Origin of the sequence: Pseudomonas sp. AM4(2022) (assembly GCF_036346515.1) — a bacterium.
Taxonomy (GTDB): domain Bacteria; phylum Pseudomonadota; class Gammaproteobacteria; order Pseudomonadales; family Pseudomonadaceae; genus Aquipseudomonas; species Aquipseudomonas paracarnis.
In genome coordinates this window covers 88,667-104,963 of record NZ_JAOTNW010000011.1, presented here as the reverse complement: position 1 = coordinate 104,963, position 16,297 = coordinate 88,667, and the positions used below count along the sequence as shown (strand labels likewise).

Sequence of the window (16,297 nt, the reverse complement as noted above, 5' to 3'; positions counted from 1 at the left end):
GGGGACTTCGAAGCAGGTTGTTGAGCACCTCTTACAATTTCGCCAGGAACCATCCGACATCCAACACTCACCTATCTCATAACTTACACGGAGCGTAATGAGCATGACCTGACCAGTGGAAATTCGAAACCTGTGAGACTCACTCCATGTTCTCTCTTACCCAAGCTTTGGCAGCCCGACACCAACAACAAACCCTGAGCACTTCTGCAGCCACCACCTCCTCCTCTCCTCCCACGCCTTCCAGCACCACACAAGAGCTCCCTCCCGCACCAACAACCTACGCTCCCGACACGCCTCCCGTCCCCACCTCTTCCGGCATAACCAGCGCCCAACTGCGTTACCCCGAGCTGGAGAAACACTTCAAACCCAGCAAGCAGTTAGCCTACACCGTTGAACACGGCCTCTTGACGGAGGACATGCAACGCCTGCACAACCAACAGCCGAGCTTCAAAACCTTCATACAGGCGCAACTTGAACAAGCATTCCCCGCCGTCAGGCCGCTGAATGCCGAGACAATGAGCGTCAATCGTTACCGCACTGACGGCAATCAGGAATCACTGGCGTCGTCCGAGCCTCTGATGACCGCCCTGGCCAGGATGGTTCAAGACATCCTGGCTAATCCCAATAAGCTGATGCGCCCTGAGCGCAACATAAACGTCGAATTCACTCATCGCAGAAGCCTGGCCGACCTGGCAATGCCCGCCGCCACCGCAGGCACATTGCAAACCATCGCGCGCAGCATCGCCACCCAGTACCCAGAGGCGATTGAACACTACTGGAACACCCCCAGCCCGGTTCGGGATGAACCGAGCAAGCACGAGTCGCCGCTCAATCAATTGCTGACCCTGCACAAACGCCAATTGTCGAGCCTGGCCGCCCTGCGTGTCAGCGATCAAACCCTGAGCACAGAAAGCAAAGCACTGATCGACGACGCGCTGCGATACCCCACCCTGGATGCCCGGGAAAAAAAATTCGCCAATGGTGCTCGCCTTGGCGTATATCCCCTCACAATCGATGACAAAACCGAACGCGGTGCAATGCTGGCGGGGGCGTTCCTCATCACCAAAAGCGACGGTTCACATGCCACGTCGCCTACCTGGCCGAATGGGCGCACGCTTGAGCTCAACGACACAAATGGTCCCGTCGTGCTGTACACGCCCGGCGAAGGATTCGAGGAGTTTGCCACGCCCGCGCAGGCACGCCAGGCATTGGCAGACCGGCTGGATCAAGGCGGCACCCAGGCCGAACTGTTGTTGCAAACCCTGCCACCGGCCCTGCAAAAAAGACCTGATGGCTTTTCCAGCGATGACCTGATGCGCAGTGTCTCGCCATCTTCCGGTGATGTGTTGGCAGAAGCCGTACCTTGGATGCTCAGACGCCAGCAAACAGAAATCAACGCAGGCATGAGCAAAGCACTGACCTCAGGTAACGGCGCCAACCCCTTAGTCGACAGCGCATCGCTTCAAGCCATAGACAATGCTGCGGACTGGTCTTATCTGCTCGATGGCAGCAATGCCATGCTGGCCAGGGACGCCAAATTGGCCGACAAAAACCAACCCGAGTGGCTGAAGAATCTGCTCCCCGGTCAGGAAGCGGTGTTTTCACATTTGGAACAGGTGCAAGAGAAAAGCCTGAATACGCTGGCGCCACTGCTCGAAAAAATCCCGTCCCTGAGCGCCTTCTCCCGCGACAGACTGAATGCGGCCCTCAACAAGCAATACCCGGGGGCGATAGTCGATGCTGATCAATTAAAGGTACAGGTGCACACCCGCACTGGCGTCCACGGCGGCCGGGGTACTGGCCAGCCCCTCTATTCCAAAAATGACCCCGTCTCTCTAACCGACTTGGCGTTGAGCAATCCCAGTGGTTTTCCAGCCATCGAAAGAGGCACTTTTACCGATGTAAAAATGACCTTGGCGCTGCTGGACACACAAGGCAAGCCTGTCCGGGACTTGGCTGGTAAACCGGTGATCCTGGACACCGAGAGCCTTAAGAAACTGGTCAATGCCGCCGATGTCGGCGGCGAATACACCAAGCTACTTAAACAGGAAATGGCCACTGACACCGGTTCTGATAGCGCCGCACAGTTGCGTACAGCCTGGAAAGCCAGCCTGGAAGACGCCATGTTCAAAGAGGCGTTTTTGTCAGAACTCAATCCCGACGCGTACAAAGAACAAGCGCACGAAAAACCTGCCACCAAACGCGCGACGCAGTGGGTTGATGCAGTATTGGCCCACCCCGACCCCGTCACACGCCCGCAGGTCGATGGAAAAACCATTGTGGCCAATAGCCTTATCCATCGCGGGTTGGCGGTGCAAGGCGTGATGGTGATCGGCAATCAGACGGACTCGTCGCTGGTGCTTTACACCCCCAAGGCTCCCGACGGCATCACATTTCGCGAAGTGGCAGACCGCACAGCCTTGGATGCCCTTCTGGCTAAAGGCGAATGGACCTCCTATATCGCGAAAAGGAAATCGCCAGTCAGTAAAGATGAGATCGCTGAATTCAAGGAAGCCCTTAAAGATAGTGCGTACAACCCTTTGAAGCTGCTCTCCCCCGAGCTGATCATTTCATCGACCAAGCTATTGGGCAGCGCGATAAGCCTCAAGCCAATCGAAGGCGATGTTCAGGATCACCTGTACAAACAACACGTACAGATGGTGATCGACCGCGCGGATCACCAGTCCGTAAGCAGCGCGGAAGTGGCGAAGCAATCCACCCTGAACAAAATCGAGTTCGGCATTGAAGTGGCCTTGATTTTCGCGGACCTGTTACCTGTGGTCGGCAAAGGTGTGTCCACCGGTGTTCGCCTGGGCAAAGCCGGTGTGACGGCGCTGCGCGCCAATAGCAGAATCTTGCCGCACTTGATCAAAAAACCTGGCTTGGCACGGACGATCTACAGTGACTTCAGCCTGGCTGCCACAGGCATCACCAATCTTCGCGCCGCACCGATGCGGCCGGTATTCAGATCCACCGTCCAAGCCGGCCCGCTTGCCACACGTTCGGGTCCCAGAGCGTTGCCGGCACCCGCCAGCCCTCCCACTGCGGCGGCCTCCACCAGCAGCGGCGTCACCACCATTGCCACCCGCCCCTCGCCCACCGCCGCTGCGCCCAACCGCGACCTGAGTGCCTACACCGTGCCGAACGAAGTCATCAGCGGGCAACGCCTGAGGCCAGACGGCACTTATAACGTGGGTGACCATTGGTATGTGCGTTACACCGACAGTACCGGTACAAACAGGGTTTATCAGATCGACTCGGTGTTTCACGCGCGCAACGGCCAGGTCAATATCGTCAACCCCAATGCTCCGCCGACGGCGCCACGCGGCAGTAGAGTCGTGGCGTCCCTGCAATCGGCTGGAAACGGGGAATGGCGGTTGAGTGAACTACCCGGTGGCCGAGGCAAAAGGGGCAGAGCTGCACCACCCGGCGACACCTATATGGACCGTGTTCTTTCGGGCGCCGCGGCCCATGACATTACTGGAAATCCAGCCATTACCGGGCACATTCGGCGCTGGTTCAGGCGCGACATGATCAACCTCTACAACTCCATACGAACCAACGGGATACCGACTCGCCCTTCGATGCCCATGCTGAACAGCAGCAACACACCGACGGAGGCCATTCAGAAAACGTTGTCGCAGCCCGATGTACGCGGGCTGGTCATCGGCGAACTTCATCATGAGCCTGCAGCCTATCAACTGGCGATCGACCAGTTGGATAACTTCGCAAAAAACGGGGTAACCACTATTTATCTTGAGGGCGCACCTTTCCTTCAAGGTTCTCCGAAAGTCAGCGACGCCGCCTTAGCACTGTCTAATGGGCCCAGCCTGGGGCTACATCCCTACGACCCTGCCTACACGGGCGGACCGACAATGCTCGACATAATCAGCGAGGCAAACAAGCGCGGAATCAAGGTTGTGGGACTCGAACACCATCAGTTGACTTGGCATGTGGATAATGCAGCAGGCAACCTCAGGAATATGCCAATGGATCAATGGCAACAAGGCCGCCTGCAAGAGTTTAACTACTACGCAGCAGAAATCATCAAACGAACCCCGCCCGGCGAAAAGTTCGTCGTCTTGGTCGGGAAAAGCCATATGAATACTTTTGATAATGTACCGGGTGTCGCTGAGTTGACCGGTAGCGTCGGGATATCCGTAACCCCGGCGCCTAAAGGCAGTCCGACCGTTGTCAGCCAACCGCCCCATACACCTCCTCCGCCATTGAAATTCATGCACGGAGGCGTCCCCGAGCCCGCTGGAGACATTCATATCGAATACAACATTGACGCAATCACCGTATAACGCCCCCACGAGGCAAGCCTCTCGACAGAAGATTCGAGAGGCTTCCGATTGCGCCACAAGGAAATCAATAGCAATATAAGACATGCAACCCTATTAAAAACGAAATAAAACCTCAAAAAAAACCAAAATAGTAGAAATTATCTCAATTTTTTCTCACAACTTGCCATCCTTCCGCCCCGCGGTTAGGGTTGACCACATGAAAACCTCTCACACCCTCATTCAGCTCCGTCAGCACCGCAGCCTGTGCCTTGTCAGCGCACGACTGCCAGGCTGAATCGATCTGCCTCGTCTTTAAGCTTTATCCCCAAAAATAGTTCTACGGCAGGCCGCCTTTTTTCGGCCCCTACAACAAAGGATTTTCCGATGAGCATGCTCAAAGACCCGTCTTCGAAATACCGCGCGTTCCCGACCATCGATATCCCGGATCGCACCTGGCCATCGAAGACCATCACCACCGCGCCGATCTGGTGCAGCTCCGATCTGCGTGATGGCAACCAATCGCTGATCGAGCCGATGGACGCCGCGAAAAAGCTGCGTTTCTGGAAGACCCTGGTCTCTGTAGGCGTGAAGGAAATCGAAGCCTCGTTCCCGGCCGCCTCGCAAACAGACTTCGACTTCGTGCGCACCCTGATCGAAGACAACCACATCCCCGAGGACACCACCATCCAGGTGCTGACCCAGGGCCGTGAAGACTTGATCGCACGCACCTTCGAATCCCTGCGCGGTGCCAAAAAAGCTATCGTGCACTTGTACAACGCCACGTCGCCGTCGTTCCGACGCATCGTGTTCAACCAGGACAAGGACGGCATCAAGGCTATCGCCGTCAACGCGGCCAAGCTGTTCGTCAAATACGCCGCCCAGCAGCCTGAAACCCAGTGGACGTTCGAATACTCCCCAGAGACTTTCAGCGCCACTGAGCTGGAGTTCGCCAAGGAAGTCTGTGACGCGGTGATCGAGGTGTGGAACCCAACGCCCGAGCACAAGATGATCCTCAACCTGCCCGCCACGGTTGAATGCGCCACCCCTAACATCTATGCCGACCAGATCGAGTGGTTCGGTCGCCATATCAACCGTCGTGACAGTGTGATCATCAGCCTGCACACCCACAACGATCGCGGCACCGGCGTGGCCGCCACCGAACTGGGCCTGATGGCCGGCGCCGACCGCGTCGAAGGCTGCCTGTTCGGCAACGGCGAGCGTACCGGCAACGTCGACCTGGTGACCGTGGCGCTTAACATGTACACCCAGGGCCTGGACCCGCAACTGGACTTCTCCGATATCGACGGCGTGCGCAAAGTCGTTGAAGAGTGCAACCAGATCCAGGTGCACCCGCGTCATCCTTATGTGGGCGATCTGGTGCACACCGCATTCTCCGGCTCCCACCAGGATGCGATCCGCAAAGGCTTCTCCCAGCAGAAAGACGATGCGCTGTGGGAAGTGCCGTACTTGCCGATCGACCCGGCGGACATTGGCCGCAGCTACGAAGCGGTGATTCGTGTGAACAGCCAGTCGGGCAAAGGCGGTATCGCCTACCTGCTGGAGCAGGAATACGACATCAGCTTGCCGCGTCGCATGCAGATCGAGTTCAGCCAGGTGGTACAGGCCGAAACCGATCGCGTGGGCCTGGAGATGACTGCGCCACAGATCTATGCCTTGCTGCAGCGTGAGTACCTGCAAGCCAACACCCCGTACGCGCTGGTCAGCCACCGCCTGCAAGAAGAGAACGGCAACAGCTTTGTCGAGGTGGAAGTCTCCGGCAAAGGCCAGGGCGAAACCAACCTGCATTGGAAGGGCAAAGGCAACGGTGCGTTGGAAGCGCTGGTAGCGGGCCTGCCGATTGGCGTGGAGATCATGGACTACAACGAGCACGCGATTGGTGCGGGTACCAATGCCAAGGCGGCGGCCTACATTGAACTGCGTGTGAACGGTGAGCGCCCGGTGCATGGTGTGGGGATCGATGAAAACATCACTACCGCCAGCTTCAAGGCGCTGTTCAGTGCCCTGAACCGTTCGTTGAGCCAGTTGGAAGCCAAAGCGGCGTAATCGGATGCTGAAATGCGAAAGGCCCCTGGGTGTGAATCCAGGGGCCTTCTCGTTTCAATACCTTGTAGGAGCGAGCTTGCTCGCGAAAAACCCAAAGGCACCGCTGGCAACCTGATAACGCTGCGTTATCGTTGGCGCTTTTCGCGAGCAAGCTCGCTCCTACAGGAACTGAAAGCTATCGGCATCCAGGTTCGCCGGGAACCGTGTACGGTAAGCTGCCAGTTCCGCCGCATCCAGGATCACCTGAAACACCCCATCCGCTTCCCCCGCACTCAGCAAAGTCTCACCCTGGAAATCCAACACCTGGCTATCGCCGGTGTAGGCAAAACCCTTGCCGTCGGTGCCCACCCGGTTCACCGCCGCCACGTAACACAGGTTCTCAATGGCCCGCGCCGGCAACAGCCGATTCCAATGCTGACGCCGAGCGCCCGGCCAGTTGGCGGTGTACAGCAGCAGGTCCGTATCCTGGGCATCGCGGCTCCATACCGGGAAGCGCAGGTCGTAGCAGATCAGCGGACGAATGCGCCAGCCTTTCAACTCAAACAACACCTGGCGCTCGCCGGGGGTGTAATGGTCATGTTCACCGGCCATGCGGAACAGGTGGCGCTTGTCGTAATGCAACACCTCGCCATCCGGCCGCGCCCACAGCAGGCGGTTGCGGTGGCTGCCATCGGCGGCCTGGATGATCACACTGCCGGTAATCACGGCCTGATACTTTGCCGCCTGGGCCTGGAGCCAATGATGGGTGGGGCCGTTTTCCGGTTCGGCGAGGGTTTCTGATTCCATCGAAAAACCGGTGGTGAACATCTCTGGCAGCACGATCAAGTCGGCGCCTTTGGCCTGCTCCAGCAGCAACTCGAAGTGTTCGAAATTTGCCTGGCGGTCATGCCAGGCCAGGGTCGTCTGCACCAGGGCAATGTTCAGATTCGGCAATGTACTCAGATCACGCATAGTTTTTCCGCCGCTTGTCGCAGCGTCTCCTCGCGTTTGGCAAAGCACAGGCGCACCAGGCGCTGGCCTTGGGGTGGGTGCTGGTAGAACACCGAAACCGGAATGGTCGCCACGCCATGTTCACGGGTCATCCACAGGGACATGGCCACGTCATCCAGGTCAGGGCGAATCTGCGAGTAATCCACCAGTTGGAAATAAGTGCCGGTCACCCGGGTAAAGCTCAAGCGCGATGGCGCCAGCAAGTCGCAGAACAGGTCCCGCTTGGCCTGATAGAAGGCCGGCAGTTCTTCGACATGTTCCGGGTGTTCGGCCATGAAGTCCGCCAAAGCGTACTGCAAAGGGGTGACGCCGCAGAAGTTGACATATTGATGCACCTTGCGCAGTTCGGCGCTAAGGGCCGGTGGCGCGACCACGTAGCCGGTCTTCCAGCCCGTGACGTGATAGGTCTTGCCGAATGAGCTCACCACGAACGCCCGCTGATACAGCTCCTCATGGGCCAGTACGCTGACGTGGGGCACGCCGTCGAACACCAGGTGCTCGTAGACCTCATCGCTGACCAGGTAGATATCGCGGTCGCGGATCAGTTCGGCCAACTGGTCCAGCTCGGCACGGCTGATCAACGCACCGGTGGGGTTGTGCGGGCTATTGAGGATGATCATGCGCGTACGCGGTGAAAGCGCAGCCTTGAGTTTCTCGAAGTCCAGGGCGAAGCCTTGCAGGCTCAGTTGCACATGCACGCAGCGGCCACCGGCCAGTTCAACAGAAGGCTCGTAGCTGTCGTAGCTGGGGTCGAAAACGATGACTTCATCGCCGCTGCGAATCACCGCCTGAATGGCACAGAAAATCGCCTCGGTGGCCCCTGGCGTAATGGTCACTTCAGTGTCGGCATTCACCGTGACGCCATAGCTGCGGGCGATCTTGGCCGCCACCTGCTGGCGCAGCACCGGCAGGCCAGTCATGGGGGCGTACTGGTTATGACCGAGGGCGATGTGCTTACCCACTGCATCGAGCAGACTCTGCGGGCCATTGAAATCGGGAAAACCCTGGGACAGATTGAGCGCGCCGGTTTCGGCGGCGAGTTGCGACATGGTGGTGAAAATGGTCGTGCCGACGTTTGGCAGCTTACTGGTGATCATGGGAGCCCCCTTCGGGTGAGCTGCAAGTTTTAAGCTGCAAGCTGCAAGCAGGTCAAGGGGCAAACCGTCAGGCACAAAAAAGGGCTCCGAAGGAGCCCTCTCTTGCAGCTTGTCGCTTACAACTCGAAGCTGCCGTTACTTCTTATCACGGCGCTTCTTGTCGGCCTTCTTGTGGTGAGTCATCAAACGACGCTTCTTGTTCACCTGACGGTCGGTCAGTGTGTTCTTGTTGCCTTCGTATGGGTTCTCGCCACCCTTGAACTCGATACGGATCGGCGTACCGACCAGTTTCAAGACTCGGCGGTAAGTGTTTTCCAGGTAACGCACGTAGGACTTGGGCACCTTCTCGATCTGGTTACCGTGAATCACGATAATCGGCGGGTTGGCACCACCCAAGTGGGCGTAACGCAGTTTGATCCGGCGGTTGTTGACCATCGGTGGGGCGTGTTCGCCCACCGCGTCTTCCAGGATCTGGGTGAGACGGTTGGTCGGCCAGCGGGTGACCGCAGACTTGAACGAGTTCTGGACGGACGCGTAGAGGTTGCCCACGCCGGTGCCGTGCAGTGCCGAGATAAAGTGGATATCGGCGAACTCCACGAAGAACAACCGGCGCTGCAGCTCGATCTTGACGAAATCGCGCTCGCTCGGCGTCATGCCGTCCCACTTGTTGATCGCGATCACCAGGGCGCGACCGGCTTCCAGGGCAAAGCCCAGCAAGTTGAGGTCGTGGTCGACCACGCCTTCTCGGGCGTCCATCACGAAGATCACCACGTTGGCGTCTTTGATCGCTTGCAGAGTTTTGACCACGGAGAACTTTTCAACTTCTTCGTGGATCTTGCCGCGCTTGCGCACACCGGCGGTGTCGATCAGCGTGTACTTTTCCTCGTTGCGCTCGAACGGGATGTAGATGCTGTCGCGGGTGGTACCGGGTTGGTCGTAGACGATAACGCGGTCTTCACCGAGCATACGGTTGACCAGGGTCGACTTGCCGACGTTCGGGCGGCCAATGATGGCGATCTTGATGCCGTCTTTTTCGCTCGGGCCAGGAATGCGCTTGGCTTCCTCGCCTTCAGCGACGATCTCTTCCTCGCCCTCTTCTTCCTCGACGTCATCCTTGGGGAAGTCGCGCAGGGCGATTTCCAGCATCTGGGTGATGCCGCGGCCGTGGGCACCGGCGACCGGGATCGCGTCGCCCAGGCCCATCGGGCTGAACTCGGCACGGGCCGCCTCAGGATCGATGTTATCGATCTTGTTGGCGACCAGATAGGAACGCTTGTTGCGTTTGCGCAGGTGCTCGCCAATCATCTGGTCGGCAGCGGTGTAGCCCGCGCGGGCGTCCACCAGGAACAGCACCACATCGGCTTCTTCGATAGCGAGCAGCGACTGCTCCGCCATCTTTTCGTCCATGCCATGCTCGTCACCGGAGATACCACCGGTGTCGACAATAATGTAGGAGCGCCCTTGCCACTTTGCCTCACCGTATTGGCGATCACGGGTCAGACCGGACAAGTCGCCGACAATGGCGTCGCGAGTCCTGGTCAGGCGGTTGAACAAGGTGGACTTGCCGACGTTAGGTCGGCCCACCAGGGCGATTACGGGAACCATGCGGCTCTCCACTTCGTTATTTCAGAAAATACAAAAGCCGCTGCAGGGCAGCGGCTGGTGCTCGGGGCGGCATTTGAAATGCCACATGCCCTGCTCTGGCACTACTATTGTAGGAGCGAGCTTGCTCGCGAAAAAACCGAGAACGACGCGTTTATTCAGAAAACCCGCGTTATCGTTGACGTCCTTCGCGAGCAAGCTCGCTCCTACACAGAGCATTGAAACAGGGCCGCCTGGGGGTTACCCCAAGCATAGTCAAACCTTTACTTGATGGTCAGGGCTTCCAGCTTGCCGCCGTTGCCATACACATAAAGCATGTTACCCACCACCAGCGGACGCGCACGCAGGCCGTCGCTGTCGATACGCTGGCGACCGACAAAACGACCGTCCACCTGGCTCAGCAGGTGCAGGTAGCCTTCGAAGTCACCCACCGCGACGTAGCTGGAGAAGACTTCCGGTGCCGACAGTTGACGGCGAGCCAGGGAGTCATTGCTCCACAGTGCAGTGGTGGAACGCTCATCGACACTTTCAACGGTGCCGGATGCCAGGCTCACATAGACGCTGCCAAACCCTTGGGCGACACCCGCATAGCTGGAAGCATCACGCTGCCAGTTGATGCGACCGCTTTGAAGGTCCAACGCGGCAACACGACCCTGGTAGGTGGCGACGTAGAGGGTTTCACCCGACAGCAGCAAGCCGCCGTCGATGTCTACAACGCGATCCAATTCGGAACGACCTTGCGGGATGGCCACACGAGTTTCCCAGGCCGGCACGCCATTCTGGGTATTCAAGGCAACCACTTTACCGGTCGACAGGCCAGCAACGGCCAGGTTGTTGGTCACAATCGGACCACTGGTACCGCGCAGGGTCAACACCGCAGGGGTGCTGTCGTACAACCAGCGTTGGTCGCCGGTGGAGGCATCCAGGCCGATCACGCGGTCGTCCTGGGTTTGCACCACGACGATATCGCCGTTGGTCGCCGGTGCCGAGAGCACTTCACTGGTCACGCGGGCGCGCCATTTCTCTTCACCGGTGCTGGAGTCCAGCGCGACCACGTCACCCTTGAGGGTACCGATCAGCACCATGCCGTAGCCGACGCCCACACCGCCGGAAACCGGCAGTTCGAGGTCTTTCTTCCACTTGACGTCGCCGTTCATGCGATCCATGGCAACCACGACGCCAGTGGAATCAGTGGCCACGATGTTGTCGCCGTCAATCGCCGGCTGCAACAGGTTGTAGAGGTCGCCCTGCCCATCACCAATGGATTGGCTCCATTGTTTTTGCAGGACCACTTCTTCCTTGAAGCTGGTCAGCTCGGCAGGAGGCAGTTCTTTTTTGCTGTTGCTGCTGCAACCCGCGGCCAAAACGGCCAGAGCCAGCAATGCTGCATGTTTCCAACGGATCACGTCACGCATCCCCTTTGGCCAAGTCGTCGAGCTTGATTTGTAAGCCACCGACCGCCGCTTCATCAGACAGCGCCGCCTTGGCTTTTTGGTACGCAGCATGGGCTTCGTCGGTACGACCCAATTGGACCAACAGGTCGCCCTTGAGCTCTTCGCGAGTGGCCACGAATGCCTTGTCAGCATCGCCGTCGAGCAGTTTGAGTGCTTCGTCAGCCTTGTTCTGTGCCGCCAATACCTGTGCCAGGCGCTGACGTGCGATTTCACCCAGGGTCGGGTTGGTCGGCTTGTCGGCAATGGCCTTCAGTTCGGTGACGGCGTCGTCCAGCTTACCGGTGTCGACCGCGACTTTCGCGACGAACAGGCTGCCGTACTGGGCGTAGGTGCTACCGCCGAATTCGTTCTTCAGCTTGCCGGCCAGGTCTGCCACCTGCGCAGGGTCAGGCTTGCCGTCCGGGGTCAGGGTAGTTTCCAGCAGTTGCTGATAAACGATCGAGGCACCTTGGGACTGGTTGGCCTGATACTTGGTCCAGGCTTGCCAGCCGAACACCACCACTAGCGCCAGCAGGCCACCTGTGACCAGGGGCTTGCCGTTACGCTGCCACCAGTCCTTGAACTCGGCCAGTTGCTCATCATCAGTACTCGACACCCCAATACTCCTTAATCGCTAAATTCGGCTGTTCGACAGCTTCAACCCTGCACAACGCAGGTGGCCAAGTGCGCAGCGAGCGCATCAAAGGCAATGTTCTGTTGTTCGCCCTGGCCACGCAGGGGTTTGAAACCTACCACTTGCTGGGCCAGCTCGTCATCGCCGAGGATCAGTGCGTAAAGCGCACCGCTCTTGTCGGCCTTCTTGAACTGGCTCTTGAAGCTACCAGCGCCGGCATTGATCTGCAGGCGCAGGTTGGGCAGTTGGTCACGTACTTTTTCGCTCAAGGCCAGGGCCGCCAGTTCGGCAGCCTCACCGAAGGCGCACAGGTACACGTCCACCTGACGGGAAATCTCTTCTGGGACCTGCTCCAGGGTTTCCAGCAGCAGGATCAGCCGCTCGATGCCCATGGCAAAGCCTACGCCCGTGGTCGGCTTGCCGCCCATTTGCTCGACCAGGCCGTCGTAGCGACCACCGGCACACACGGTGCCCTGGGCGCCGAGCTTGTCGGTGACCCACTCGAACACGGTCTTGCTGTAGTAGTCGAGGCCACGCACCAGCTTGGGGTTGATCACGTAGGGAATACCGGCTGCATCCAGACGAGCCTTGAGGCCCTCGAAATGCACGCGGGACTCGTCGTCCAGGTAATCAGCCATTTTCGGCGCATCGACCAGCACGGCCTGGGTATCGGCGTTCTTGGTATCCAGGACGCGCAACGGGTTGGTCTTCAGACGGCGTTGACTGTCTTCGTCCAGCTTGTCCAGGTGGGCCGACAGGTACTCGACCAGGGCTTCGCGATAGCGCCCCCGGGACTCGCTGGTGCCCAGGCTGTTGAGTTCAAGCTTGACCGCATCGCGGATGCCCAGTTGGCCCCACAGGCGCCAAGTCAGCACGATCAGCTCGGCGTCGATGTCCGGGCCGTCCAGGTTGAAAACTTCGCAACCGATCTGATGGAACTGGCGGTAACGGCCTTTCTGCGGGCGCTCGTGGCGGAACATCGGGCCGATGTACCACAGTTTCTGGGTCTGGCCACCACCGGTGATGCCATGTTCCAGTACGGCGCGAACGCACGCGGCCGTGCCTTCCGGACGCAGGGTCAGGGAGTCGCCGTTACGGTCTTCAAAGGTGTACATCTCTTTTTCGACGATGTCGGTCACTTCACCGATGGAGCGCTTGAACAGCTCGGTGAATTCGACGATCGGCATGCGGATCTGCTTGTAACCGTAGTTATCCAGCAGGCGCGCGACAGTGCTTTCGAAATAACGCCACAGTGGCGTCTGCTCCGGCAGGATGTCGTTCATGCCACGAATGGCTTGCAGAGACTTGCTCACATCAAATCCTTAAGTTCGTTCAATCAGCCGCGAGCGATCAGCGCTGCGTCAGCGGCGACCTTCTCGGCCGCTTTCTCGCGGATCAGCTTTTCCAGCTCATCCACCAGATTGTCATTCGTTAGCTTCTGCGATGGTTTGCCGTCGATGTAAATCAGGTTCGGTGTACCACCGGTCAGGCCCACGTGGGCCTCTTTGGCCTCACCCGGCCCATTGACCACACAACCGATCACTGCGACATCCAGCGGCACCAGCAGGTCTTCCAGGCGCAACTCCAGGTCGTTCATGGTTTTCACCACGTCGAAGTTCTGCCGCGAACAGCTCGGGCAGGCGATGAAGTTGATACCACGGGAACGCAAACGCAGGGATTTGAGAATGTCGTAGCCGACCTTCACTTCCTCTACGGGGTCTGCCGCCAGGGAGATGCGGATAGTATCGCCAATCCCTTCGGCGAGCAGCATACCGAGACCCACCGCAGATTTCACTGTGCCTGAGCGCAAACCGCCCGCTTCAGTGATACCCAGGTGCAGCGGTTGCACGATTTCCTTGGCCAGCAGGCGATAGGCTTCTACGGCCATGAACACGTCCGAGGCCTTTACGCTGACCTTGAAGTCCTGGAAATTCAGGCGTTCAAGGTGTTCAACGTGGCGCAGTGCCGACTCGACCAGCGCCGCCGGAGTGGGCTCGCCGTATTTCTTTTGCAGGTCTTTTTCCAGGGAGCCGGCGTTGACGCCGATGCGGATTGGAATACCGCGATCACGGGCAGCGTCCACCACGGCACGCACGCGGTCTTCACGCCCGATGTTGCCGGGGTTGATACGCAGGCAGTCCACACCCAGTTCGGCCACGCGCAACGCGATCTTGTAGTCGAAGTGAATATCGGCAACCAGTGGCACCTTGACCAACTGCTTGATACGACCAAAGGCCTCGGCTGCGTCCATGTCCGGAACGGACACCCGCACGATGTCCACGCCAGCCGCTTCCAGACGATTGATCTGGGCCACGGTGGCGGCCACATCGTTGGTGTCGCTGTTGGTCATGCTCTGCACTGCGATGGGGGCGTCGCCACCCACCGGCACCGAGCCGACCCAGATCTTGCGCGATACGCGACGTTTGATTGGAGATTCGCCGTGCATGACTATTGTCCCAACTTGAGGCGAGCAGTCTCGCCACTGGTGAACGGCGCCACGTCTACAGGCTGGCCGTTGTAGGCCACTTGCGCGCCACGGGCAAAGCCCAGACGCAGCGTCAAAGGAGGCTTGCCGCCCTGGTCAAGCGTATCTCCCTTACGCTTCAAACCGCTGAACAGCACTTTGCCGTTGCCATCGGTGACCTGCGTCCAGCAATCAGCGATGAAGGTAATTTGTAGGCGCCCATCACCGGCGATCAATGCCGGGGTGGTGGGAGGCGACATCGCCGGCGCGGCTGGCGCAGGGGTCGCAGGTGCAGGCGTCGGAACCGCCGGAGCCTGGGCCACGGGTGCTGCCGGAGCGGTCGGAACAGCCGGAGCCGGTACCGCAGCAGGGGCCGTGCCAGCGTCTGGCGCGGGTTGCTCGGCAGTGGCCGGCGCTTGCGGCGCGGCTTGCCCTTCTACCACGGCCTGGTCTTCCGGCTCGTCCAGGGGGTGAATCTGGGTGGTGCCGTCGGCGCTTTCGACTTCGACATGTTCCATGGCGTTGCTGGTCAGGTCTTTGTTGCGCTGGGACGTCTGGTCTTGCCACCAGACGAAACCGCCGCCGATCACGGCAATCAGCAACAACAGGCTGACAATCCGCAAAATCGTATGGGAAACCCGCGTTGGCTCTTCGATACGCCCCAACCCATGGACATTACTGCCCTGGGCATCGGTACCGGTGAACTGGTCGAATTCCTGCACCAGCACGGCCTGGTCGATCCCCAGCAATTTGGCATAGGCGCGGATATAGCCGCGGGCAAAGGTGTGCCCAGGCAGCTTGTCGAACGCGCCGGCTTCCAGGTTGGCCAGGGAGGTGCTGGTCAAATTGAGCTTGAGGGCCACTTCCGCCAGCGACCAACCATTGCTTTCGCGGGCCTGGCGCAAGGTTTCGCCTGGGTTGACGCGATTAGCTGCTACATCTTCCGGGTGCGCGGCTTTCATCATTGCTCCGACAGGTATTGCTGATATTCCGGCGTACCGGGATAGAGTCGTTCGAGTTGCTGGCCAAAACGTGCGGCCGTGTCGTGTTCTTCATGAACCGTCGCCAGGCGCACACCGAGCAATAGACTACGTGCATTTTGCCCGCTGAGCAGGCTAAAACGCTCGTAATAGTCACGTGCCGGCACATAATGCCTGTCTTCGTAAGACAACTCAGCCATTTCGAGCAATGCCCGTGGCTGGCGACTGTTCAGGTGCAGGGCTTTTTCCAGCTGCTGGCGGGCGCTGTCGCGCTGACCGAGGCGCATCGAGGTCACACCAAGGTTCTCGAACACCCGCGAACGCTGCGGGTAGAGGGTATCGGTGGCGGCTTGCTGGAAATAACGTGACGCCAGGTCGTACCGTTGCTGCTCGAACAGGAAGCTGCCGTAGTTGTTCAGCAGCCGCGGATCGGCAGGGCGGGAGGCCAGGGCCTTGTGAAAATAGCGGTCGGCCAGCTCGGGCTCGGCCTGAGCCTGAAACACCAGGGCCAGCGCGGCATTGGCATCGGCATCATCGGCGTCCAGCTCAAGGGCGTTTTTCAACGGCACCTTGGCCTGCTCGCTCATGCCTTGGCGCAGGTACCCCAAACCCAGTTGCACATAGGCAACTCGCGCCTCATCACGGCCTTTATCAGTGCGCAACGGGCTGTCATGGCCCGATGAAACGCAACCGGCCACCAGGCCGGTAAACAGTAAAAGCAGCGCAAGGCGCAAGGGCATAGAGATC

General features: G+C 59.2%; 11 protein-coding genes. 2 read left to right on the top strand and 9 right to left on the bottom strand.

The genetic code is table 11. The features are described from left to right. Positions 1–146 precede the first annotated feature (146 nt). Together ODQ19_RS16860 and leuA are read left to right on the top strand one after the other, a co-directional pair. Positions 147–4,307: a membrane-targeted effector domain-containing toxin gene (locus ODQ19_RS16860; protein WP_330210681.1), complete on the top strand. Its 4,161-nt coding sequence runs from the start codon at positions 147–149 to the stop codon at positions 4,305–4,307. 363 nt (positions 4,308–4,670) lie between these two features. Then, the gene (gene leuA, locus ODQ19_RS16855) at positions 4,671–6,350 is read left to right on the top strand and encodes a 2-isopropylmalate synthase (protein ID WP_032879611.1); all 1,680 of its coding nucleotides are present in this window, start codon (positions 4,671–4,673) and stop codon (positions 6,348–6,350) included. A 159-nt stretch (positions 6,351–6,509) separates the two neighbouring features. Here the strand turns inward: leuA and ODQ19_RS16850 are convergent, their stop codons facing one another. The 9 genes from ODQ19_RS16850 to pilW all read right to left on the bottom strand — a co-directional run bounded on the left by ODQ19_RS16850 (position 6,510) and on the right by pilW (position 16,290). Next, positions 6,510–7,301, bottom strand: coding sequence for an amidohydrolase (locus ODQ19_RS16850; RefSeq protein WP_330210680.1), 792 nt, complete (start codon positions 7,299–7,301; stop codon positions 6,510–6,512). Next, positions 7,289–8,437 carry a pyridoxal phosphate-dependent aminotransferase gene (locus ODQ19_RS16845; RefSeq protein WP_330210679.1) on the bottom strand — a complete coding sequence of 383 codons (1,149 nt, stop codon included), beginning with the start codon at positions 8,435–8,437 and terminating at the stop codon, positions 7,289–7,291. Before ODQ19_RS16845 ends, ODQ19_RS16850 begins: the two co-directional genes overlap by 13 nt. 135 nt (positions 8,438–8,572) lie before the next feature. After that, positions 8,573–10,042, bottom strand: coding sequence for a ribosome biogenesis GTPase Der (der, locus tag ODQ19_RS16840; RefSeq protein ID WP_016977675.1), 1,470 nt, complete (start codon positions 10,040–10,042; stop codon positions 8,573–8,575). 260 nt (positions 10,043–10,302) lie between these two features. Beyond that, entirely contained in the window at positions 10,303–11,454 is a 1,152-nt protein-coding gene (bamB, locus tag ODQ19_RS16835) for an outer membrane protein assembly factor BamB (RefSeq protein ID WP_032903676.1), read from the bottom strand. Beyond that, a complete protein-coding gene (locus tag ODQ19_RS16830) occupies positions 11,447–12,088 on the bottom strand; it encodes a YfgM family protein (protein WP_014719816.1) in 642 nt (213 codons plus the stop codon). The genes bamB and ODQ19_RS16830 overlap by 8 nt, the downstream gene beginning before the upstream one ends. A 41-nt stretch (positions 12,089–12,129) precedes the next feature. Then, complete coding sequence (gene hisS / locus ODQ19_RS16825) at positions 12,130–13,419, bottom strand: histidine--tRNA ligase (RefSeq protein ID WP_034128022.1); 1,290 nt, start codon at positions 13,417–13,419, stop codon at positions 12,130–12,132. 23 nt (positions 13,420–13,442) lie between these two features. Continuing rightward, complete coding sequence (gene ispG, locus ODQ19_RS16820) at positions 13,443–14,552, bottom strand: flavodoxin-dependent (E)-4-hydroxy-3-methylbut-2-enyl-diphosphate synthase (protein WP_003175952.1); 1,110 nt, start codon at positions 14,550–14,552, stop codon at positions 13,443–13,445. Between the two features lie 2 nt (positions 14,553–14,554). Further along, positions 14,555–15,532, bottom strand: a complete 978-nt coding sequence (locus ODQ19_RS16815) for a RodZ family helix-turn-helix domain-containing protein (RefSeq protein ID WP_330210678.1) — start codon at positions 15,530–15,532, stop codon at positions 14,555–14,557. Further along, positions 15,532–16,290 carry a type IV pilus biogenesis/stability protein PilW gene (pilW, locus tag ODQ19_RS16810; RefSeq protein WP_330210677.1) on the bottom strand — a complete coding sequence of 253 codons (759 nt, stop codon included), beginning with the start codon at positions 16,288–16,290 and terminating at the stop codon, positions 15,532–15,534. The genes ODQ19_RS16815 and pilW overlap by 1 nt, the downstream gene beginning before the upstream one ends. Between the last annotated feature and the right edge of the window lie 7 nt (positions 16,291–16,297).

Bases quoted from the DNA above. Each gene is read 5' to 3' on its own strand.
- ODQ19_RS16860 (WP_330210681.1), top strand. From the start codon at position 147: ATGTTCTCTCTTACCCAAGCTTTGGCAGCCCGACACCAACAACAAACC.
- leuA (WP_032879611.1), top strand. From the start codon at position 4,671: ATGAGCATGCTCAAAGACCCGTCTTCGAAATACCGCGCGTTCCCGACC.
- ODQ19_RS16850 (WP_330210680.1), bottom strand. From the start codon at position 7,301: ATGCGTGATCTGAGTACATTGCCGAATCTGAACATTGCCCTGGTGCAG.
- ODQ19_RS16845 (WP_330210679.1), bottom strand. From the start codon at position 8,437: ATGATCACCAGTAAGCTGCCAAACGTCGGCACGACCATTTTCACCACC.
- der (WP_016977675.1), bottom strand. From the start codon at position 10,042: ATGGTTCCCGTAATCGCCCTGGTGGGCCGACCTAACGTCGGCAAGTCC.
- bamB (WP_032903676.1), bottom strand. From the start codon at position 11,454: ATGCGTGACGTGATCCGTTGGAAACATGCAGCATTGCTGGCTCTGGCC.
- ispG (WP_003175952.1), bottom strand. From the start codon at position 14,552: ATGCACGGCGAATCTCCAATCAAACGTCGCGTATCGCGCAAGATCTGG.
- ODQ19_RS16815 (WP_330210678.1), bottom strand. From the start codon at position 15,532: ATGAAAGCCGCGCACCCGGAAGATGTAGCAGCTAATCGCGTCAACCCA.
- pilW (WP_330210677.1), bottom strand. From the start codon at position 16,290: ATGCCCTTGCGCCTTGCGCTGCTTTTACTGTTTACCGGCCTGGTGGCC.